Raw genomic sequence first — 21,892 nt, 5'->3', positions numbered from 1 at the left:
ACTTCCCATTTCAAGCAGGACCACAGCAATGACGACTCAAACCGACAAGCAGAACATGACAGCCATTGTCTGTCATGCACCGAAAGACTATCGCGTCGAACAGGTGTCGAAACCCACGGCGCGTGCGCATGAACTGGTGATTCGCATTGCCGCGTGCGGTATCTGCGCGAGCGATTGCAAATGCCATTCCGGCGCGAAGATGTTCTGGGGCGGCCCGAGCCCGTGGGTGAAAGCGCCGGTGATTCCGGGGCACGAGTTCTTCGGTTTCATCGAAGAGATCGGCGAGGGCGCGGCGGAGCATTTCGGCGTAAAGATGGGCGACCGGGTGATCGCTGAACAGATCGTGCCCTGCGGCAAATGCCGGTATTGCAAATCCGGCAAGTACTGGATGTGCGAGGTGCACAACATCTTCGGCTTCCAGCGCGAAGTAGCGGACGGCGGCATGGCCGAGTACATGCGGATTCCGCCGACGGCGATCGTACACAAGATTCCCGATGGCATTTCGCTCGAAGACGCCGCGATCATCGAACCATTGGCGTGTGCGATTCACACCGTCAATCGCGGTGAAGTGCAACTCGACGACGTCGTCGTGATCGCGGGCGCCGGGCCGCTGGGACTGATGATGACGCAAATCGCGCATCTGAAAACACCGAAGAAACTGGTGGTGATCGATCTGGTGGAAGAACGGCTCGCGCTCGCGCGCGAATACGGCGCCGACGTGACGATCAATCCGAAACAGGAAGACGCGTTGGACATCGTTCATTCGCTCACTGACGGCTACGGTTGCGATGTGTATATTGAAACCACCGGCGCGCCGATCGGCGTGAATCAGGGCATGGACCTGATTCGCAAGCTCGGGCGTTTCGTCGAGTTCTCCGTGTTCGGCGCGGATACCACGCTCGACTGGTCGGTGATCGGCGACCGCAAGGAACTCGACGTGCGTGGCGCGCATCTCGGACCGTACTGCTATCCGATCGCGATCGATCTGCTGGCGCGCGGACTGGTGACGTCGAAAGGGATCGTGACGCACGGCTTTTCGTTGGAAGAATGGGACGAGGCGATCAAGGTCGCGAACTCGCTCGATTCGATCAAGGTGTTGATGAAGCCGCGCGCCTGAGCCTCGTCGGGACGGGATAAGCGGCCAATAAAACGGAGACTGTATGGATTACGTCATCGGCGTCGATATCGGCACGCAGAGTACCAAGGCGTTGCTCGTCGACCGGCACGGCGCGATCGTCGCGCAACATGCGTCGAGCTATCAGCCGGATACGCCTAAGCCGCTGTGGGCCGAACAATGGCCCGCAGTGTGGTTCAAGGCGGTCGTGGAGTGCATCGCCGCGTGCGTTGCGAAGGCGAAGGAGGCGGGCGTCGCGGCGAAGTCGATCAAGGCGGTGTGCGTGAGCAGTCTGTACGGCGGCTCGGGCATTCCGGTGGATAGCGAAATGCGGCCGCTATATCCGTGTCTGATCTGGATGGATCGCCGCGCGACCGCGCAGGTGGAATGGGTGCGCTCGAACGTCGATCTCGAGCGGCTGCGCACGATTACCGGTAATGGCGTGGACAGCTATTACGGTTATACGAAGATGTTGTGGTTGCGCGATAACGAGCCGGAAGGGTGGGCGCATACGCGTTATTTCCTGCCGCCGAATGCGTACGTGATCTACATGCTGACCGGCGAGGTGGCGGTCGATCACAGTTCGGCCGGCAATATCGGCGGTATCTACGATATGGCGAAACGCGACTGGTCGGACGAGGCATTGGACATGCTCGGCATTCCCGCGACCATGATGCCGGAGCGATTGGTCGAATCGTCCGACGTGGTGGGCGGCTTGCTAACGCAATGGACCGAGACGCTTGGATTGGATGCAGGCACGGCGATCGTGGCCGGCGGCGTCGATGCGGCGATGGCGACGTTCGCCGCCGGCGTCACGCACGCGGGGCAGCATGTGGCGATGATCGGCACCAGCATGTGTTGGGGTTATATCAATCAGAGCGTCGATGCGCGGCATGGGTTGATCAGCATGCCGCACGTGTTCAATGGGCAGCACGATATTTATGTGTTCGGCGGCGCGATTACGGCGGGCGCGTCGGTGACGTGGTATCGCGAGCAGTTCTGTCACGCGGAGATCGAGGCGGCGCGTGCGACGCCGCATGGCGATCCGCATCGGTTGCTCGAGGAAACCGCCGCGAACGTGCCGGCCGGGTCGGATGGGGTGATGTTCCTGCCGTATCTGATGGGCGAGCGGAGTCCCGTGTGGGATGCGAAGGCGAGCGGCGCGTTTGTCGGACTCAGTCTCTTCCATACGCGGGGGCATTTGTATCGCGCGGTGTTGGAGGGCGTGTCTTTTGCGCTGAAGCACAACATCGAGGCGGGACGTCAAGGCGCGTTGTCGCTGGATGACAAATTGATCGTGGTGGGCGGCGCCGCGCATTCGGATTTGTGGATGCAGATTATCGCGGACGTGACGGGTTATCCGGTCTATACGATTGAGCAGGATGTCGAGGCGGCGATGGGCGCGGCGCTGCTCGCGGGTGTGGGTGTTGGCTTGGTGTCGCGGGAAGAGGCGCAGGGCGGTTGGGTGACGCTGGTGGAACGGGCGCAGCCGGACGCGGTGCGGATGGCGCTGTATGAACAGCGGTTCGGCATTTATACGGATTTGTATCCGGCGTTGAAGCCGGTCATGCATCGGTTGCAGACATCATGAATGCTACTTTTGATTTTTCTGGGCGGTCGGTTCTCGTTACGGGCGCTTCTAGTGGGATTGGGCGGGCTATCGTCGAGGCTTTGTGTGCCTCTGGCGCGCATGTTGTTGCCGCTGCGCGGAATGTGAATGAGTTGGCGCGGTTGGCTGAAGAGACGGGTTGTGAGCCGTTGATGCTCGATGTGAGCGATGAAGGCGCCATCGATGAGGCGTTCGAATCGCTTGGGGTGTTCGATGGGCTCGTGAATTGTGCGGGGATCGCGTTGCTCGAGCGGGCGGTGGATACCACGGCGGCTAGTTTCGATCGGGTGATGGCGGTGAATGCTCGGGGGGCCGTGCTGGTTGCGAAGCATGTGGCGCTGGGGATGATCGGCGCTAAGCGCGCGGGCAGTATCGTCAATGTCTCTAGCCAAGCTGCGCTTGTGGCTCTGGATGATCATTTGAGTTACTCGGCTTCCAAGGCTGCGCTTGATGCTGTGACTCGTTCTCTGTGTGTTGAGTTGGGGGAGTTTGGGATTCGGGTTAATAGTGTGAATCCTACGGTTACGTTGACACCTATGGCGGTGCTGGCCTGGAGTGATCCTGTTAAGCGTGAGCCCGCCTTGAAGGCTATTCCTCTTGGGCGGTTTGCTGAGTCTCGTGAAGTCGCTGTTCCTGTTTTGTTTTTGCTGAGTGAGGGGGCTTCTATGGTTAGTGGGGTTTGTTTGGCTGTTGATGGGGGGTATACGGCCAGGTAGTTTTGGGACTTTGGCCTGTGCGGTGGTTTGGTGGTTGGGCTTGCCTTTTGTTGTGTTGCTTTTGCTTGTGGTCTATTAGCGTTGCCCCTGTGCGGGGCGGCACCTACTTCTCTTTGCCGCGGCAAAGAGAAGTAGGCAAGAGAAAGCCGCTCACACCGCTAATTCTTAAGTGGGTTCCCCGCACAGTTGCGGTAGTGGTGCATCTGGAATCTGGGTTCTCGCGCATTTCGCGGCAGTGGCACAGCAGTCATTCTTTCGGCGGCGCTGCGCGCGCCGTGGCGGTCGTTCACGCAAGGCCCTTGCTAAGCGGGTTTCTCGCGCAGTCGCGGCATTTCTCTTTGGTGGGTCGCCAGCTTTGGCGTTCCATATTCTTGGGTTTTTCTTCCTCGCGCATCACGAGCATTCGATCTTCTCGCGTGTGACCGTGCGACGAATTTCATGTCGCTCGTGACGCTGATGTTCTTCCTCTTCCTCTTCGCGCTCATGGCGTGACCCGCGTTTATCGTCGTCGTTGATTCTCGATCGACACGTCCGCGGCATAGCAGCGCGGGAGGCTCTTGTCGCAAATTTCGCGTGTATGTTGATGACCTGTGCGAGTGAGTTGGCGTGTCCCCGGCGCATCGTCAGAAATTTTGACGTGCATCGGACTCGCACATTGGCTAGTACTTTGCGTCTACTTTGAGGTCAGTGCGAGGGCAGGCACGTTGTCCTTCTCCGTTGGTACGCACAAGGCACACCTTGCATCACCGTCGGATCGTCATAGAGATCACGCGCTCGCGCTCCTCTGTCGATGCCGTTCGATAGTCAACCGTTCTCTCTATCGCACTTCGAAGATGCCATGGCGCGATAGGGGGAAGTGTTATGGAGAAGAGACCATGTACGAGAATATGTATCGCTCATTCACGCGGCGTCATTGGGCCATTGCGTTGACTGCGTTATTCGGCGTCACGCTTGTTCATGCTCACGGGCGATTGACTCAACCGGCTTCTCGTATTGTGTTGTGTGTGGAGCGAAAGAACGTCAATTGCAACGTCGACGCATGGCAGGCCAACGCGATGGAGAATGGCAAATTTTTCCCCGCCACGCAGGCGGGCCTGGTGGATTTTTTTGCGCCGCAAGATGTGCGTAACGCACAGCCGCCGAAGGATGGCGAGATTGCCGGATCGAGTGTGAACGGGCGCATTGCGGTATTGAATGAACAATCCGCGGACCGATGGACGAAGATTCCGGTGCGGGCCAATTCGATTCAAATTTTCAAGTGGGAATATTCGGCGGTACACGCGACGCGGCGCTGGAACTACTTCATCACGCGTTCCGGTTGGGATCCTGCGAAACCGCTGATGCGAGCGCAGTTCGACGAGAAGCCGTTCTGCACGATCCAGAACGACGGCCAACCTTATTGGAAGTTTGATCTGAAGCCTGCTCAACCGACGATACATCAATGCCAATTACCCGATCGCACTGGCTACCAGGTCATTCTCGCGGTATGGGAAGTTGCCGATACGCAGATGGGTTTTTACCAGGTTGTCGATACCCACTTTACGGATACAAAGGGCAGCCCCGTAATGAGCCCGTTCTAGGAATCGAGTACGAGAGCGCGGCATGCCAGATCCACGACGAAGGTGCAGCAACGCGACCAACCAGAGCAGCGCCGCGAGAACAACCGCGCGGCGCGCGCAGCGCTGCCGGAAGAATGACTGCCTTGTCACGAACGCCAAATGCGCGAGAGCTCGGATTCCAGATGCACCACTACCGCAACTGTGCGGGGAATCCACTTAAGAATTAGCGGTGTGAGCGGCTTTCTCTTGCCTACTTCTCTTTGCCGCGGCAAAGAGAAGTAGGCCCCGCACAGGGGCAACGCTAATAGACCACTAACACAGCAAGTAAAGGCCAACACCACAACCAAACCCCCACCCCGCCGAGCAGGCCCAAAACCCTACCTAAAGCATAGTCCGAACATGCCAAAGCTCAGGAAACAAAACCACATCAAGCATCTTCCGCAGATAGGTAGCCCCACTAGTCCCACCAGTCCCTTGCTTGAACCCAATAATCCGTTCAACGGTAGTGACATGTCGAAACCGCCACTGCCGAAACGCATCTTCAAGATCGACAAGTTCCTCGGCCATCTCATACAGTTCCCAATACTGGGAAGGATTCCGATAAACCTCAAGCCACGCAGCTTCAACCGAAGCATCATGCAAGGTAGGCTGAGTCCAGTCCCGCTCCAACCGCGAGGCTGAAATAGGAAACCCCCGCCGCGCCAGCAACCGCACAACCTCATCATAAAAAGAAGGCGCCTCAAGCGAAGCCTTAACCTCAGCAAAAACCTCAGCCCGATGCGCATGCGGCTTCAGCATCTGCTCATTCTTATTGCCGAGCAAAAACTCAATCTGCCGATACTGATATGACTGAAACCCGGAAGAACTCCCAAGAAACGGCCGCATAGCGGTGTATTCAGACGGCGTCATCGTGGCAAGAACACTCCACGCCTGGACGAGCTGCTCCATGATCCGCGAAACACGGGCGAGCATCTTGAACGCCGGCGGCAATTCATCGCGATGCACGGCCTGCAGCGCCGCGCGCAGCTCATACAACGCGAGCTTCATCCACAGCTCACTCGTCTGATGCTGAATGATGAACAGCATCTCATTGTGATCCGGCGACATCGGATGCTGCGCATCGAGCACGGACCCGAGCGACAGATAGTCGCCGTAACTCATCGATTCGGAGAAATCGAGCTGCGCGTCATGCCAGCCATCGCCTGAAGAATCCGCAGGAGAAGCTACAGAAGCAGCTGCAGAAGCAGAAGCCCCAGCCTCCAAACTCCCATGCCCAAACGGGCACCCTTGCGCAGGCTTCTCTTCCGGCAACCCCGGCGTTTGCATATGATCGTTCATCGCCCGCTCCTCAGGTCACCACGCCGCGAGCGGCAAATTCAGGCGCTCGCCAGGTCTCATGCACGAGCACGTCGCGCAGCGTCTCCACGGCGTCCCACACATCCACAAAGCGCGTATACAAAGGCGTAAAACCAAACCGCAACACACGCGGCTCGCGATAATCGCCGATCACGCCACGCGCGATCAACGCCTGCATCACCTCATAGCCATGCGGATGCTCGAAGCTCGCATGCGAACCCCGCTGCGCATGCTCGCGCGGTGTGACGAGCGTCAACGGAAACTCGCCGCAGCGCGCTTCAACCAGTTCGATGAACAGATCGGTCAACGCCAGCGACTTGCGACGAATCGCCTGCATATCGGTTTGCAAAAACACATCGAGCCCGCACTCGACCAGCGACATCGAGACCATCGGCTGCGTGCCGCACAAAAAGCGGCCGATGCCGTCATCCGGTCGATACGCCGGGTCCATCTCGAACGGCGCGCGATGTCCCCACCAGCCGGACAGCGGCTGGGTGAAATCGTTTTGATGACGCTGGGCCACCCACGCGAATGCGGGCGAGCCCGGTCCGCCATTCAGATACTTGTACGTGCAACCCACCGCATAATCGGCGCCCACGCCATTCAGATCGACCGGCACGGCGCCGGCCGAGTGCGCGAGGTCCCACAGCGCGAGCGCGCCTTTGTCGTGAATCAGCTTCGTCAGCGCGGCCATGTCGTGCATGTAGCCGGTGCGGTAGTTCACATGCGTGATCATCGCAATAGCGGTGTCGTCGCCGATCGCGGCAGGCAATTCGGACGGATCGTCGACGAGACGCAGTTCATAGCCGCGATCGAGCTGTTCGATCAAACCTTGCGCGATGTACAGATCGGTCGGGAAATTCGAGCGCTCGGACACGATCACACGACGCTTCGGGTCGCGTGCATTGGCCACGCGCACCGCCGCGGACAGCAGCTTGAACAGGTTGATCGAAATCGTATCGGTGACGACCACTTCGTTGTCCGCCGCGCCGATCAGCGGCGCGAGCTTGTTGCCGAGGCGGCGCGGCAGCGCGAACCAGCCGGCGCTGTTCCAGCTGCGGATCAGGCCTTCGCCCCATTCGGCGGCGATCACGGTTTGCGCGCGCTGCGCGGCGGCGGCCGGCGGCACGCCGAGCGAATTGCCGTCGAGATAGATGGTGGTCGGCGACAGCGCGAACTGGTCGCGCAGTAAGGCGAGCGGGTCGGCGCTGTCGAGCGCCAGGGCTTCTTCACGGTGGTTCATGATGGTTCCGTCAGTCGGATCGGGAGCGGGATGGTGGGGGATTCGGCGGCGTTTGGCCGTTTAGCGTTCAGCAGGCGTCGGCGTCAGAAGTCGGCAGCGGCGTTCGCCGCCAGCAACGCACGCAGGATCGCGCGCACCGGGCTCGCGTCGAGCGTGGTCAGCTTGAGCGGCAGCGCGATCAGCTCATAGTCGCCGGGCGCGACGGCATCCAGCACGATGCCTTCGAGAATCGCCATGCGGTGCGCGCGGATTCGGTGGTGCGCATCCATCGTCTTCGACTCTTGCGGATCGAGCGACGGCGTATCGATACCGATAAGTTGCACGCCGCGTGCGGCGAGCAGATCGATCGTCTCCGGCGCGACCGCGCAAAACGCACTGTCCCACGCGGCGGTTGGCGCGGTTTTGTAAGTGCGTAGTAAGACTCGCGGCGGCAGGTCGTCAAGGGAACCGGTCAGGTGTTGTGGCGTCACAACAGGCGCGGCGCCGATGCAATGAATCACGCGGCATCGGCCGAGGTAGGCATCGAGCGCCACTTCGCCGATTGCGGCGCCTTGCGCGTCATAGTGCAGCGGCGCGTCGGTGTGCGCGCCGGTGTGCGGCGACAGCGTCAGGCGCGCGACGTTGACGGGCGAGCCCGCCTCCATGCGCCACACGCGTTCTATGCCGACCGGCGTATCGCCCGGCCAGACGGGCGTTGCGGTATCGACGGCGGGGGTGATGTCCCAGATTGTTTGCATGTCTCCAACGGCGGATTGTGTCTATCTCGAAATGATAGGTGGCCTGCCGCGAAATGTGATTGCGAAAAAATCTCCTTCTGCGTCGTGTCTTGGAACATAATTTGGCATAAATGGGAAAGGGAGACCGAATATGAACGCGATCTCGCTCGACGCCACCGATTGCCGTATCTTGACGGTGCTTCAGCAAGAAGGACGGATCAGCAATCTCGACCTGGCGGAGCGCATCTCGCTCTCGCCATCGGCCTGTCTACGACGTCTGCGCCTCCTGGAGGAGCAGGGCGTCATCGAACATTACCGTGCGTGTCTGAACCGCGAAGTACTGGGTTTCGAACTGGAAGCGTTCGTGCAGGTGTCCATGCGCAACGACCAGGAGAACTGGCACGAGCGCTTTGCCGAAGCGGTGCGGGACTGGCCGGAAGTGGTCGGCGCGTTCGTCGTGACCGGCGAGACCCATTACCTGCTGCGGGTTCTCGCGCACAACCTCAAACACTATTCGGATTTCGTGCTGCAGCGCCTCTACAAGGCGCCCGGCGTGATGGATATTCGTTCGAATATCGTGCTGCAGACGTTGAAGGAAGATTCCGGCGTGCCGGTGGCGCTGGTGACCAAAACCAGCGGCCACGGCACCGCGCATAACGACCGCTGATCGAGCGAACGCGCCGCCGGCTGATGAGCCGCGGCGGCGCGGTTCAGATCGATTTAAGCCCGTGGAACTGGCCGCTCTGGAACACCAGCGGCGAGATCTCGGCGGCATTCTCGTGGATGCCGCAGCGCTCCACTTCGCCGACGAAAATCACGTGATCGCCTTCCTCGTAGCGGCTACGGTTATGGCATTCGAACCACGCTAGCGCACCGTCGAGCACCGGCATGCCGGAGTCGCCCGCCGCATGCGACACGCCTTCGAAGCGGTCACCCTTCACGGTGGCGAAGCGTTTGCACAGATCGAGCTGCGACGCGGCCAGCACATTCACCACGTAATGGCTATTGGACCGGAACACCGGCATCGAGGCCGAGCGCGTGGCGAGACTCCACAGCACCAGCGGCGGGTCGAGCGAAACCGAATTAAACGAACTGGCCGTGATGCCGATCAATTGGCCGGACGCCGCACGCGTTGTAATAACGGTGACGCCGGTGGCGAATTGGCCGAGCGCCTGTTTGAAGGCGTTCTGGTCGAAGTTGGGCGGACTGGCGTGCTTCATCGGCAGGATGCCCCTCGTGCAGACGGGACCCACTCCGGAATGAACCCGTCGCACGCGTGGCCGAAAACAAATGATTCGAAAGTCATAGTGAAAATCGTCGATTTATCCCAATTTTAACTGCAATCGCGGCGAATTGGCCGCGACCCCAGCCGACATGTGGGTAAGCGCACTAAGCTGGAGGGTCCCGGTGGTGGCATGAGCGTTGCGGTAAAGCGGAACCGGCATCGGCCGTTTATGCGTATCTAGGAGCGTGCAGCATGAGTCAGACAGGCGAAGTCGCCACTCTCGGTGGCGGGTGTTTCTGGTGCCTCGAAGCGGTGTATCTGGGCGTCGACGGTGTGAACTCGGTGGAGTCGGGCTATGCGGGCGGCCAGACCCGGCATCCGACCTATGAACAGGTGTGCGACGGCGTGACCGGTCACGCTGAAGTCGTGAACGTCGACTTCGATCCGGCGAAGATCGACTATCGCGAGATTCTGGATATTTTCTTCGCGATCCACGATCCGACGCAGTTGAACCGGCAAGGTAACGACGTCGGCACGCAATACCGGTCGGTGATTTTCACGCACTCGGAAGCGCAGCGTGAGACGGCGTTGCAGGCGATTCGCGAGATCGGCGAGCAGCAGATTTACGACGATCAGATCGTCACCCAGGTGCTGCCGCTGGACGGCAATTACTGGCCGGCCGAGGCCTATCATCAGAACTATTTCGCGCAGCATCCGAATCAGGGCTACTGCTCGTTCGTGGTGGCGCCGAAGGTCGCGAAGTTTCGGCAGAAGTTCGCGCATCGGATCAAGGCGGGTTGAAAGAGAGCGGCCAGCGATGGCCGCTTTTTTCTTATCTGCCGGGGTTTATTGCCTTACCGCTTATGGACTATCGCGTTGCGGTTCTTCATGCGGCGGCGCCTGGTCCTCGCGGCCGGCTTCGTGTTCCTCGCGCCCAGCGTCGTGCTCATTCTCATGTTCATGAGCTTGCCGCGCGTACGCTTCGATAATCTCTCGCGCCAACTCCACGCAACTCAGCGGCGCCGACCCCTCCGCCTTATTGTTGATCGCGATCACCACCGGCTGGCCGGCCAGCGCGTAACGCGCGGCGAGTTCGGCGAGCGACGCGCGAGTCGCCGGGTCGTGATCGACCAACTGGTTGAACGGTTCGTACTTGGCTTTCGCCTGTTCGTATTTGAAGCCGCCGTGCAGACTCCAGCGCACGATCAGCGGCCCAGCCGGCTCGCCGTCCAGTAGCGCGAGCGCCGCCGCCTGCCGCAACGGATCCGGCATGCGCGCGTGAATCCCCACGCAATAGCGCACGCCCGCGGTCTTCAGCGTACGAATGAAGCGCGGCGTCAGCAGACTCGCGTCGCGAATTTCGATCGCGTAGCAGGTGCCCTCGGGCAGCTTGGGCAAGGCCATCAAAAACTCGGCCAGACGTTCGATGAACACCGCCGGCTGCGCAAGCATCTGATCCGGCAACGGCGAAAGCTGGAACACCAGCGCGCCGGCCTTCGCGCCGAGTCCTTCGACGCATGGCGTGACGAAGTCGTCGATCGCCATTTGCGCGTTCAGAAAACACGGGTTCAGCGAGACCGGCTCGCCGCGTTCGGCGCGCACGGTGGCGTCGGTGATCGTCATCGGCGCTTTGACGATGAAGCGGAAGTGCTCGGGTACCTGCTGCGCGTAGCGCAAGTACTCGGTGACCGTGAGCGCCTGATAGAACGAACGGTCGATGCTGACCGTCTTCAGCAGCGGATGCGCGCCATAGGCCGTGAGACCTTCGCGCGAGAGTTTGCTGTTGCTGTATTCGTCGCCATAGACGATGCCGTTCCAGCCCGGGAACGACCAGGTGGAGGTGCCGAGGTGGATCTGCGGCGGAAGACTCGCGGCGAGTGCGACGAGTTCGGGCGAGGGCGGGGCGGCGATGACGTCGCGGGCGCGGCGTTTTTTCTTCGGCTCCGCTTCTGCTTGCTCGCGTAACGCTTTTCCAGCCGCCTCACTTGGCGCAGCAGCCACCGCCACACGCGCCACCGGCATCCCGAACAGATCGAACTGCACTGCGTCGCCGTCGGCGTCCACCGCGCCCGTCACTGTCTGCTCAACTTCACTTGTCCCGCTCTGGCCCATCGATCGTCGACCTGCTGTTCAAAGGTTGCGCCGCGCCGGGCCGCTATTGCACGACGCCGCGGCGCAACCGCATCACAGCGCTTTGTCGTACATATAACGGCGCGACCACGGCAAGGTTTTCGCGCTACGGCCGGCTTTGCGGCACACCACCTGGTAGATCGAGACGTCGTCGGCTTCGAACGCATACGCGCAACCGGCGAGGTACACGCGCCAGATGCGGAATTTTTCGTCGTCGACCAGCGTGCGGGCTTCGTCCGCATGCGCTTCGAAATTGTCCGCCCACAGATCCAGCGTGTGCGCATAGTGACGGCGCAGGCTTTCGACGTCAACCGCTTCGAGCCCGCCGCGCTGCATCGCTTCGAGCGCGAGGCCGATGTGCGGCAGTTCGCCGTCCGGGAACACATAACGATCGATAAACTCGCCGCCGCCCAGCGCGGTCTCGCCGCTGTCGGAATCGCTCGACGTAATACCGTGGTTCATCGCCACGCCGTCATCGACCAGCAGATCGTGAATCTTCTCGAAGTAGCCCGGCAGATTCTTGCGGCCCACGTGCTCGAACATGCCGACGCTGGTAATCCGGTCGAACTGTCCTTCGACGTCGCGATAATCCTGCAGACGAATTTCGATCTGGTCTTCGAGACCCGCGGCTTTCACGCGCGCGGTGGCGAGATCGAACTGGTTCTGCGAGAGCGTCACGCCCACACACTTCGCACCGAACTTCTGCGCCGCGCGCAGCACGAGCGCGCCCCAGCCGCAGCCGATATCGAGCAGACGCTGCCCGGGCTGCAACTGGATCTTGGTGAGGATGTGATCGATCTTCTTGATCTGCGCGGTGGCGAGATCTTCGTCGCCGTTCTCGAAGTACGCACACGAGTACACCATGTTCTCGTCGAGCCACAGCTTGTAGAACTCGTTCGAGACGTCGTAGTGATACTGGATCGCCTTCTTGTCCGACGCTTTCGAGTGATGGAAATAGCGCCGCACGCGCGCCAGCTTGCTCGCGCTGTTGACGGTATTGCGCGCCAACTGGTAGCTGATATTGATGATGTCCGACAGCTTGCCTTCGATGTCGATCTTGCCTTTCACGTACGCCTCGCCGAGATTGTCGAGGCTCGGTTCGAGCAGATAGGGCAGCGCCGTGGCGCTTTTGACATGAAGGGTGACCTGAGGCGCCGCGAACTGCCCGAAGTCATGTTGCTGACCGTCCCACAGCACGAGGCGTGCGGGCAGGTTAGCTTTGGTTTTTACGTCTTCCACCCACTGCGCCAGCTTCTTCTCCCAGAACATGTGATCTCTCCGTGTCCGTTGAATTAAAGCAAAGCTTGTGTGGATCGCAGCCCAGTGCGGCGCAACTCCCTTGCCGCGAGATGCCATCCGGCCGGCGTGCGCCGCTACGTTGGCAGCGCGCGCGACGGCGTTAAATTCCGATTCAGGGCGACAGACGGGAGATTTGCCAGTCGCTGTGTTCGCTTGAACGCGTGTAGAGCAGACGGTCGTGAAGACGCGACGGCCGGCCCTGCCAGAATTCGATTGCTTCGGGTACCAAACGATAGCCGCCCCAATGCGGCGGACGCGGCGGCTGGTCGCCGTAGAGCAGGCTGATTTCGCGTTCGCGTGTTTCGAGTTGCGAGCGGCTTTCAATTACCTGACTCTGATTGGATGCCCATGCACCGATGCGTGAACCGAGCGGACGCGAGGCGAAGTACTTGTCGCTTTCTTCCGCGCTGGTTTTGACAATGCTGCCCTCGATCCGCACCTGGCGTTCGAGTTCGATCCAGTAAAACAGCAGGCTCGCGTACGGATTCGCGGTCAGTTCGCAGCCCTTGCGGCTTTCGTAATTGGTGAAGAACACGAAGCCGCGTTCGTCGACGCCTTTGATCAGCACAATGCGCGCTGACGGCCGGCCGCGCGAGTCGACCGTGGCGAGCGTCATGGTATTCGGCTCGGGGAGTTGGGCGTTGACGGCCTGTTCAAACCACGTATCGAATTGACGAAACGGGTTGCGGTCGACATCGGCAACGTCCAAAGAACCGAGCGAATAGTTGTTTCGAAGATCGGCGAGTGAGGTCATGTTCTTATGCGAACGCTACAGTCAGTCCAGTATAGCTAAGGAGAGAAATCTTTGCGCGCGACCAGGTCAAGGCCTCGCGCCGTACACCAGTGTATTGCGCCATATTCGCGCTCGCTTGCGCTGAGTCACCCTTGCGCCGATAGGGATTGACGCGATCAGGCAAAATACCGGCTGCGAACGCGTGAGCGCCGCACATTTCCGTTTTACCTGTTTCGCCTGATTTCCAACGAGCCCCGCCACCATGTCCAGCCCCACCGCGCAATCCGATCTTACTACCAGCCTCGACGGGAGTGAAACCGCCGACCGCGCGCGGCGCTTCGGCGGTATCGCCCGTCTGTATGGGGCGCCGGCGCTGGCTGCGTTCGAAGCGGCGCATGTCGCGGTGATCGGTATTGGCGGCGTGGGGTCGTGGGTGGCCGAAGCGCTCGCGCGCAGCGCGGTCGGCACGCTGACGCTGATCGATCTCGACAACGTGGCCGAGAGCAACACTAACCGGCAGATCCATGCGCTCGACGGCAACTACGGGAAACCGAAAGTCGAAGCCATGGCCGAACGCATCGCGGCGATCAATCCGTATTGCGATGTGCGGCTGATCGAAGACTTCGTCGAGCCGGATAATTTCGCCGCGACGCTCGGCGGCGGCTTTGATTACGTGATCGATGCGATCGACAGCGTGCGCACCAAGACCGCGCTGATCGCGTGGTGCGTCGAGCGGAATCAGCCGTTGATCACGGTGGGCGGCGCGGGTGGGCAACTCGATCCGACGCGCATTCGCATCGACGATCTTGCGCTGACGATCCAGGACCCGTTGCTGTCGAAGGTGCGCGCGCAATTGCGCAAACAGCACAATTTCCCGCGCGGGCCGAAAGCGAAGTTCAAGGTGAGCGCGGTGTATTCCGACGAACCGCTGATCTATCCGGAAGTGGCCGCAGTCGATGTCGACGAGGACGCGGAGCAGGTGAACACGTCGCCTGTAGGCCCGGTCGGTTTGAATTGCGCGGGGTTTGGCTCGAGCGTGTGTGTGACCGCGAGCTTTGGATTTGCCGCCGCCGCGCATGTGTTGCGGGCGTTAGGGAAGCCGGCCGCGGCTTGAAGAAACATGCGATGGCCGCATAGGCTGCCACCGCATTCGGGCATTGCGCGGTTTGTTTAAAACAATGCCGCGCTCAACTTACGCCGCCATTGCGACACCAGCTCCGGCTGATGCGCGGCCAGATCGAACACCGACAGCATCGTCTTGCGGCCGATATCGTCACGGAACGTGCGGTCGCGTTGCACGATCGCCAGCAGATGTTCCAGCGCCCCTTCGTACTTACGATGCGCAATCAGCGCGCTGGCCAGATCGAAGCGCGCTTCGAGATCCGCCGGATCGGCGGCGACTTTGGCTTCGAGTGCGTCTGTGGGCGGCAGGTCCGCGGCGGCATCCACGGCGTCGAGTCGCGTCTTGATCGCGTTGAAACGCGCGTCGATGCCCTGCGTGGTTTTCGGCGACAGCAGATCGACTTCGTTGCGGGCTTCGTCGATCAGGTTGTCTTCGAGCAGCATCTCGATGCGGTCCATGCGCGCTTCGTCGAAACCCGGGTCGTAGGCGAGGGCGGCTTGCAGCGCGTCGTACGCGTCGTCGCGGCGGCCTTCGGCCAGCGCGGTTTGCGCTTCGAGACGCGCCGCGTCCGCGCCTTGCGGTACCAGCCGCTCGATAAACTCGCGCAACTGACCTTCAGGCAGCACGCCGACGAACTGATCGACCGGCCGGCCGTCGGCAAACGCCATGACGTGCGGAATGCTGCGCACCTGGAAGTGCGCGGCCAGCTCCTGGTTTTCGTCCACGTTCACCTTCACCAGCTTCCATTTGCCGGCGGCTTCGGCTTCGAGCTTTTCGAGCATCGGGCCGAGCGTCTTGCACGGGCCGCACCAGGGCGCCCAGAAATCGACCAGCACGGGGGCCAGCGTCGACGCCGTGATGACGTCCTGTTCGAAAGTGGCCAGAGTGGTGTCCATTGCGTCCTCGTCGATAAAACGGTTTGTCATTAAATGGGGCCGGTCGGCGTGGATTCAATACGGCGTGTGCCGACGCGTCTCCTTCGCCGATCAAGCGCCTTTGCGTTCCGGCAGCGGAATCCATTCAGTCTCGCCCGGCACCTTGCCCATCTCCTGATTCGTCCAGGCCAGCTTCGCGGCTTCGATCTTCTCGCGCGAACTGGCGACGAAATTCCACTCGATAAAGCGCTCGCCGTCCAGCTTCTCGCCGCCGAGCAGCATCACGCGCGCGCCGTGCGTGCTGGCGAGCGTGACGGTTTCGTCGAGCGCGAGCACGGCCATCTGACCGACTTCGAGCGGCGTGCCGTCGATCTCCAGATCGCCGTCCACCAGATAGACGCCGCGTTCCTCGTGTTCCGGTTCCAGCGCGAAGGCGCTGCCCGGCGCGAACTCACCGGCCACATACAGCGTGCCGGAGAACGTGACGACCGGCGAGGTCTCGCCAAAAGCGGTGCCCGCGATCACCCGCAGCGTCACGCCGTTACGCTCGACGACCGGCAGCGTGTCGCCGGCATGATGTGAGAACGACGGCTCGATGTCTTCGTCGTCCAGCGGCAACGCGACCCAGGTCTGAATGCCGTGCATGGTCAGGCCGGTCGCGCGGTCTTCTTCCGGCGTGCGTTCGGAATGGACGATGCCGCGGCCCGCGGTCATCCAGTTGACGTCGCCGGGGACGATCTTCTGCTCCGAGCCGAGGCTGTCGCGATGCATGACCGAGCCTTCGAACAGATACGTCACGGTGGCGAGGCCGATATGCGGATGCGGACGCACGTCGAGGCCGACGCCGGGTTCGAGCGTGGCCGGACCCATGTGATCGAAGAAGATGAACGGACCGATCAGACGTGCGGCCATGGCGGGCAGCACACGCCGCACGGTCAGACTGCCGACGTCGCGCAGATGCGGTTTGAGGACTGCTTTGATCGAGGAAGACATGGTCAGGCTCGGCTGGAATAGTGTGTGGGGATTTTGCTTAATGGATGATTCTACTGCGGAGGGCGTGACGACGACGGTTCGGCGCACCTTGCCGCAGGCTGTCGCAGGTTGACGCTCCGGGAATCCGTAGCAAGGAGCGTTTGTCTCGTGCAAAAGAAAATGGCCGCCTCGTTGTGGAGAGCGGCCGGTTTGTTTGGGCGTTTGCTTGCGCGTTTCGCGCGGTGTGATTCGACAGGTAGACGATCGGGGTGTGAACTTGTGAACGCCACGCTCATGCTGCATGACGCTCATAGCCTCCCAACACATCATCACGTCATACGGTTCTTCGCCAACGGCGGATTCGCCGCGAAATAACGCTTGATGCCGTTCATGATCGCGTCGGCCATCTTGTCGCGATACGCGTCGTCGTTCAGGCGGCGTTCTTCATCCGGGTTGCTGATGAAGGCCGTCTCCACGAGGATCGACGGAATGTCCGGCGCCTTCAGCACGGCGAACCCGGCCTGTTCCACCGAGCCCTTGTGCAGCTTGTTGATGCCGCCGATTTCCTTCAGCACGAAGTTACCGTAGCGCATCGAGTCGCGAATCTGCGCGGTGGTCGACATATCGAACAGCGCGCGATTGACGCTGGCGTCGGCGCTCTTGATATTGATCCCGCCGATCTGATCCGACGAGTTCTCCTTGTTCGCCATCCAGCGCGCCGCGGCGCTCGAGGCGCCGTGGTCGGATAGCGCGAACACCGACGAGCCCTTCGCCTCGGGCGTGGTGAACGCGTCCGCGTGAATCGACACGAACAGGTCCGCGCCGACGCGCCGCGCCTTCTGCACGCGCACGTTCAGCGGCACGAAGAAGTCGGCGTCGCGCGTCATCATGGAGCGCATGTTGGGCTGCGCGTCGATCTTCGCGCGCAGCTTCTTCGCGATGTCGAGCGCGACGTGTTTTTCGTACGTGCCCGAACTGCCGATCGCGCCCGGGTCTTCGCCGCCGTGACCCGGGTCGATCGCGACGGTCAGCAGACGCACCGTGTTGCTCTTGCCGGATTTTGGCGCGGTGAACGCGTAGTTGTCGTCGCCGCCGTTGTCGTCACCGCCCAGGTTGCTTGCGCTGTTGCCACCTTTATTGCGAGCGATCGCGGTAGGCGGCGCGACCGGCGCGGTGGGCCTGGCGATGATCGGTGGCATGGGCGTAGGCGCACCATGCACCGGCGGACGCGGCACGCCGTTCGACGAACCGGCGCCAGCGCCACCGTTCTGCGCATAGCGGTCGAAGAACGCCTCGCTGTTGTCGGCCGTGGGCGGCGTGGTGCCGGGGCCGCTCAGCGTAGCGGGCGGCGCGCTGTTTTCGTTCAGCGTCTGCTGCTTGTGTTCGGTCTGCGCGAGCAGATCCATCAACGGATCGGGCGCGACCGCCGGATACAGGTCGAACACCAGCCGGTACTTGTACGCGCCGACCGGCGGCAGCGTGAACACCTGCGGCTTCACAGAACCCTTCAGGTCGAACACCATGCGCACCACGTGCGGCTGATATTGCCCGACCCGCACCGACGAGATTTGTGGATCGTTCGGCGTGATCTTCGACACCAGATCCTTCAGCGCCTGATCGAGGTCGAGGCCGCTCAGATCGACCACCAGCCGGTCCGGTCCCTGCAGCAATTGCTGGGCGTTCTGCAACGGCTGATCGGATTCGATCGTCACGCGGGTGTAGTCGCGCGCCGGCCAGACCCGCACGCCGAGCACCGAGCTGGCCCATGCGAGCCGCGGCGCGACGAGGCCGAGCATCAGCGTGGACGCGCCCGCGCACAGAATCTGCCGACGCCGCCAGTTATGCGAGGCGGTAGCCGCCGATTCGATCGAGCGGAACGGTTTGATCAACATCTTTCGAGACATGCCTTTCCTGATTCGCTATATGCGCGTGCGACGAGTACGCGGCCTTCGCCCGTGTGATCCAGCTCGAGCGTGAAGACGAGATCCGGCACGCCCAGGAGACGCCCCGCGCGTTGCGGCCATTCGACGAGGCAGACCGCGCCGCTGTCGAAGTACTCCCGAAAGCCCGCATCGGCCCATTCGGCCGGATCGGTGAATCTATACAGATCGAAGTGATAGAGCGTGAGTTCCCCAGCGGGCCGTTCGAGCTCGTAGGGTTCGACGAGGGTGTAGGTGGGACTGCGCACGCGGCCGGTGTGACCGAGGCCGCGCAAGGTCGAGCGGACGAGGGTGGTTTTGCCAGCGCCGAGATCGCCGACCAACTGCACTTGCAGCCCGTGAAATGCCGTGTCGCCGTCAGCGCCTGGCGCCGCTTGCCGTGTTTCGCCCGGCGTGCCGCGCAGGCTTTCGATCGCTTGCGCGAAGCGCGCGCCGAAGGCGAGCGTGGCGGCTTCGTCCGCGAGCGCGAAGGTGCGTTCGAGCAGGACTGCAGCGGGCGGTTGGATCGCTTGATCGGGATTGACAGGCATTCTCGTAAAATGGCGTGATGAACCGAAGTCCGGAGTCCCCTGTTTCCAGCACGCCAGCGTCTAACCACGACGCGGGTGCCGAGCGTCCATTCGATGAAGCGGCGCTGAATGCGCTCGCGCTCGACATCAAAAGTTGGGGCCGTGAACTGGGTTTCGGGGCGATCGGCATTAGCGACACCGACCTCTCCGCTGCCGAAGCGCCGCTTGCAGCCTGGCTGGAAGCGGGTTGTCACGGCGAGATGGATTATATGGCGAAACACGGGTTGAAACGCGCGCGCCCGGCCGAGCTTGTGGCCGGTACGCGACGTGTGATTACCGCGCGCATCGCCTATTTGCCCGCGCAGACATTGAGCGGAAAGGCGCACGAAAGCGCTTTGCAGGACGCGCCGCTCGCTGTGCCGCTCATTGCGCCGCTCGTGCAGGACTGGCGTGCGGCCGAAACGGCGCGGCTTGCGGATCCGTCGGCGGCGGTGGTGTCGATCTATGCGCGCGGCCGCGATTATCACAAGGTTATGCGTAACCGTTTGCAACAACTTGCCGAGAAAATCGAAGCCGAGATCGGCGCGTTCGGTTACCGCGTATTTACCGATTCGGCGCCCGTGCTCGAGGTAGAACTTGCGCAGAAGGCCGGCATCGGCTGGCGCGGCAAGCACACGCTGCTGCTGCAACGCGATGCGGGCTCGCTGTTTTTCCTCGGCGAAATTTATGTCGACTTGCCGTTGCCGACCGACGCCGAGATCGCGCCCGACGTTGCGCCGGAAACGCCCGGCGCGCATTGCGGCAGTTGCACACGCTGCATCGACGCCTGTCCGACCGGTGCGATCGTCGCGCCGTATAAGGTCGACGCGCGGCTGTGCATCTCCTATCTCACGATCGAATTGAAAGGCAGTATTCCCGTGGAGATGCGGCCGCTGATCGGCAATCGCGTGTATGGCTGCGACGATTGCCAACTCGTGTGTCCGTGGAACAAGTTCGCGCAGGCGGCGCCGGTCGCCGATTTCGACGTGCGGCATGGGCTGGATCGTGCGTCGCTCGTCGAGCTGTTTGCATGGAGCGCGGAAGACTTCGACACGCGCATGCAGGGCAGCGCGATTCGCCGCATCGGTTACGAAAGCTGGCTGCGCAATCTCGCGGTGGGAATGGGCAATGCGTTGCGCGCGGCGTCGCCGGAAAGCTTGAGCGAGGAGGCGCGCGAGCGCATTGTTGATTCGCTAAGGCTGCGTGCCGACGACCCGTCGGCGGTGGTGCGCGAGCATGTGGAATGGGCTTTGGAAGCGGCGTAAAGTAGCGGCATTCCGCGCCAGTCAGGGGGCAGGCAACCATGTTCAACGCAGTGATCGATGCGCCGTTCGGCAAAGTCGGCATTCGCCTCGAAGGCGACGCCGTGCGCGAGATCGTCTATCTGCCGGAGTCGATCGAGAACGTCGCGCCGGACACGCCGTTGGCCCGGCAAGCGGTCGAGCAGATCGAACGGTATTTCGAGCAGGCGTCCGCCACCTTCGAATTGCCGCTCGCGCCGGTCGGCACTGCGTTCCAGCAGCGCGTCTGGCAGGCGATCAGCGCAATTCCTCCTGGCGTCGTGCTGACTTACGGGCAACTGGCGAAGCAGGTGGGCAGCGTGCCGCGCGCGGTCGGGCAAGCATGCGGTTCGAACTATTTCCCGATCGTGATTCCGTGTCATCGGGTGGTCGGCTCGGGCGACATCGGCGGTTTCGCGCATCATGCCGGCGACGGTTTCTTTCGCAACGTCAAACGCTGGCTTCTCAAGCATGAAGGCATTCCCTACGCATGAGCGATACCCTGGCTGACGGCGCGAGCCTCGCGTCGCCTCTGTTCGCGGCGAGTTCCGCCTCGATCGACGCATTCTGCGACGCGCTGTGGCTCGAACACGGCCTGTCGCGCAACACGCTCGACGCGTATCGCCGCGATCTGCGTCTGTTCTGCGAATGGCTGGCGCAGACCCGCAACACGTCGCTCGATATTGCCGGCAAAGCCGATCTCAACGCATATAGCGCCGCGCGTCAGAAGGACAAATCGACGTCGGCGAACCGCCGGCTTTCGGTGTTTCGGCGGTATTACGCGTGGGCGGTGCGCGAACATCGCGCGAAGGTCGATCCGACGCTGCGCATCCGCTCCGCAAAACAGCCGCCGCGTTTTCCGTCGACGCTGAGCGAGGCGCAAGTCGAAGCGCTGCTCGGCGCGCCCGATGTCGCCACGCCCTTAGGTTTGCGCGACCGCACGATGCTGGAACTGATGTACGCGAGCGGTCTGCGTGTCACGGAACTCGTCACGCTCAAGACCGTGGAAGTGGGCCTGAACGAAGGCGTGGTGCGCGTGATGGGCAAGGGCTCGAAGGAGCGTCTGATTCCGTTCGGCGAAGAGGCGCATGGCTGGATCGAACGTTATCTGCGCGAGGCGCGGCCGGCGCTGCTCGGCGCGCGCGCCACGGACGCGCTGTTCGTGACGAGCCGCGCGGAGGGCATGACGCGTCAGCAGTTCTGGAACATCATCAAGCGGCATGCGGTGGCGGCGAATGTGCATGCGCCGTTGTCGCCGCACACGTTGCGGCATGCGTTCGCGACGCACCTGCTCAACCATGGCGCCGATCTGCGCGTCGTGCAATTGCTGCTCGGACATACCGACATCTCGACCACGCAGATTTACACGCACGTGGCGCGCGAGCGGTTGAAGTCGCTGCACGCGGAGCATCATCCGCGTGGGTGAGGTGGTGTGGCGCCCGCAGCGGCGCGTC

At 61.8% G+C, this 21,892-nt stretch carries 21 protein-coding genes; 10 read left to right on the top strand and 11 right to left on the bottom strand.

Features of this window, described 5'->3' with window-relative positions:
* Positions 1–28: 28 nt before the first annotated feature.
* From FA94_RS06995 to FA94_RS06980, 4 genes are all read left to right on the top strand, one after another.
* Positions 29–1,117, top strand: a complete 1,089-nt coding sequence (locus FA94_RS06995) for an alcohol dehydrogenase catalytic domain-containing protein (RefSeq protein WP_035548271.1) — start codon at positions 29–31, stop codon at positions 1,115–1,117.
* A 43-nt stretch (positions 1,118–1,160) separates the two neighbouring features.
* Positions 1,161–2,705, top strand: a complete 1,545-nt coding sequence (locus tag FA94_RS06990) for an FGGY-family carbohydrate kinase (protein ID WP_035548268.1) — start codon at positions 1,161–1,163, stop codon at positions 2,703–2,705.
* Positions 2,702–3,439 (top strand): SDR family oxidoreductase, encoded by a 738-nt coding sequence (locus tag FA94_RS06985; RefSeq protein WP_035548264.1) that lies wholly within the window; start codon positions 2,702–2,704, stop codon positions 3,437–3,439. The genes FA94_RS06990 and FA94_RS06985 overlap by 4 nt, the downstream gene beginning before the upstream one ends.
* An 875-nt stretch (positions 3,440–4,314) precedes the next feature.
* On the top strand, positions 4,315–5,019 hold the full coding sequence (locus tag FA94_RS06980) for a lytic polysaccharide monooxygenase (RefSeq protein WP_231584862.1): 705 nt from the start codon (positions 4,315–4,317) through the stop codon (positions 5,017–5,019).
* Between the two features lie 360 nt (positions 5,020–5,379).
* Here the strand turns inward: FA94_RS06980 and kynA are convergent, their stop codons facing one another.
* The 3 genes from kynA to kynB all read right to left on the bottom strand — a co-directional run bounded on the left by kynA (position 5,380) and on the right by kynB (position 8,334).
* Entirely contained in the window at positions 5,380–6,336 is a 957-nt protein-coding gene (gene kynA, locus FA94_RS06975; protein ID WP_035548260.1) for a tryptophan 2,3-dioxygenase, read from the bottom strand.
* Between the two features lie 10 nt (positions 6,337–6,346).
* Entirely contained in the window at positions 6,347–7,597 is a 1,251-nt protein-coding gene (gene kynU, locus FA94_RS06970) for a kynureninase (RefSeq protein ID WP_035548258.1), read from the bottom strand.
* An 83-nt stretch (positions 7,598–7,680) separates the two neighbouring features.
* Positions 7,681–8,334, bottom strand: coding sequence for an arylformamidase (gene kynB, locus FA94_RS06965; protein ID WP_035548256.1), 654 nt, complete (start codon positions 8,332–8,334; stop codon positions 7,681–7,683).
* A gap of 130 nt (positions 8,335–8,464) precedes the next feature.
* Here kynB and FA94_RS06960 point away from each other — a divergent pair, with 130 nt between their 5' ends.
* Positions 8,465–8,980 (top strand): Lrp/AsnC family transcriptional regulator, encoded by a 516-nt coding sequence (locus FA94_RS06960; RefSeq protein ID WP_035548253.1) that lies wholly within the window; start codon positions 8,465–8,467, stop codon positions 8,978–8,980.
* Between the two features lie 43 nt (positions 8,981–9,023).
* Here FA94_RS06960 and FA94_RS06955 read toward each other — a convergent pair whose 3' ends face one another.
* Complete coding sequence (locus FA94_RS06955) at positions 9,024–9,533, bottom strand: flavin reductase family protein (RefSeq protein WP_035548252.1); 510 nt, start codon at positions 9,531–9,533, stop codon at positions 9,024–9,026.
* 257 nt (positions 9,534–9,790) lie between these two features.
* Here FA94_RS06955 and msrA point away from each other — a divergent pair, with 257 nt between their 5' ends.
* On the top strand, positions 9,791–10,339 hold the full coding sequence (msrA, locus tag FA94_RS06950; protein ID WP_035548249.1) for a peptide-methionine (S)-S-oxide reductase MsrA: 549 nt from the start codon (positions 9,791–9,793) through the stop codon (positions 10,337–10,339).
* Between the two features lie 60 nt (positions 10,340–10,399).
* Here msrA and FA94_RS06945 read toward each other — a convergent pair whose 3' ends face one another.
* The 3 genes from FA94_RS06945 to pdxH all read right to left on the bottom strand — a co-directional run bounded on the left by FA94_RS06945 (position 10,400) and on the right by pdxH (position 13,721).
* Positions 10,400–11,650, bottom strand: a complete 1,251-nt coding sequence (locus FA94_RS06945; protein WP_035548246.1) for a DUF72 domain-containing protein — start codon at positions 11,648–11,650, stop codon at positions 10,400–10,402.
* A 72-nt stretch (positions 11,651–11,722) separates the two neighbouring features.
* Complete coding sequence (locus tag FA94_RS06940; RefSeq protein ID WP_035548244.1) at positions 11,723–12,937, bottom strand: class I SAM-dependent methyltransferase; 1,215 nt, start codon at positions 12,935–12,937, stop codon at positions 11,723–11,725.
* A gap of 142 nt (positions 12,938–13,079) precedes the next feature.
* Positions 13,080–13,721 (bottom strand): pyridoxamine 5'-phosphate oxidase, encoded by a 642-nt coding sequence (gene pdxH / locus FA94_RS06935; RefSeq protein WP_035548241.1) that lies wholly within the window; start codon positions 13,719–13,721, stop codon positions 13,080–13,082.
* 241 nt (positions 13,722–13,962) lie between these two features.
* On the opposite strand from pdxH, the gene tcdA reads away from it, so the two are divergent.
* A complete protein-coding gene (tcdA, locus tag FA94_RS06930) occupies positions 13,963–14,814 on the top strand; it encodes a tRNA cyclic N6-threonylcarbamoyladenosine(37) synthase TcdA (protein WP_035548238.1) in 852 nt (283 codons plus the stop codon).
* Positions 14,815–14,870: 56 nt separating this feature from the next.
* Here tcdA and trxA read toward each other — a convergent pair whose 3' ends face one another.
* The 4 genes from trxA to tsaE form a co-directional block, all read right to left on the bottom strand.
* Entirely contained in the window at positions 14,871–15,719 is an 849-nt protein-coding gene (gene trxA, locus FA94_RS06925; RefSeq protein ID WP_035549467.1) for a thioredoxin, read from the bottom strand.
* Between the two features lie 90 nt (positions 15,720–15,809).
* Positions 15,810–16,691: a pirin family protein gene (locus FA94_RS06920; protein ID WP_035548235.1), complete on the bottom strand. Its 882-nt coding sequence runs from the start codon at positions 16,689–16,691 to the stop codon at positions 15,810–15,812.
* Positions 16,692–16,999: 308 nt separating this feature from the next.
* A complete protein-coding gene (locus FA94_RS06915) occupies positions 17,000–18,574 on the bottom strand; it encodes an N-acetylmuramoyl-L-alanine amidase (RefSeq protein ID WP_035548232.1) in 1,575 nt (524 codons plus the stop codon).
* Positions 18,556–19,140 (bottom strand): tRNA (adenosine(37)-N6)-threonylcarbamoyltransferase complex ATPase subunit type 1 TsaE, encoded by a 585-nt coding sequence (tsaE, locus tag FA94_RS06910; protein WP_035548229.1) that lies wholly within the window; start codon positions 19,138–19,140, stop codon positions 18,556–18,558. Before tsaE ends, FA94_RS06915 begins: the two co-directional genes overlap by 19 nt.
* A 17-nt stretch (positions 19,141–19,157) precedes the next feature.
* On the opposite strand from tsaE, the gene queG reads away from it, so the two are divergent.
* Genes queG through xerD form a run of 3 tightly spaced genes read left to right on the top strand, consistent with a single transcriptional unit; the run spans position 19,158 to position 21,864 of the window.
* Positions 19,158–20,423, top strand: a complete 1,266-nt coding sequence (gene queG / locus FA94_RS06905) for a tRNA epoxyqueuosine(34) reductase QueG (RefSeq protein ID WP_035548226.1) — start codon at positions 19,158–19,160, stop codon at positions 20,421–20,423.
* Positions 20,424–20,461: 38 nt separating this feature from the next.
* Positions 20,462–20,932 (top strand): methylated-DNA--[protein]-cysteine S-methyltransferase, encoded by a 471-nt coding sequence (locus tag FA94_RS06900; RefSeq protein ID WP_035548223.1) that lies wholly within the window; start codon positions 20,462–20,464, stop codon positions 20,930–20,932.
* Positions 20,929–21,864 (top strand): site-specific tyrosine recombinase XerD, encoded by a 936-nt coding sequence (xerD, locus tag FA94_RS06895; RefSeq protein ID WP_035548220.1) that lies wholly within the window; start codon positions 20,929–20,931, stop codon positions 21,862–21,864. The genes FA94_RS06900 and xerD overlap by 4 nt, the downstream gene beginning before the upstream one ends.
* Positions 21,865–21,892: the final 28 nt, after the last annotated feature.

The sequence above is a fragment of the Burkholderia sp. 9120 genome, assembly GCF_000745015.1.
In the GTDB taxonomy this organism is placed as follows: Bacteria; Pseudomonadota; Gammaproteobacteria; order Burkholderiales; family Burkholderiaceae; genus Paraburkholderia.
This window is presented reverse-complemented; position numbering and strand designations above follow the sequence as displayed.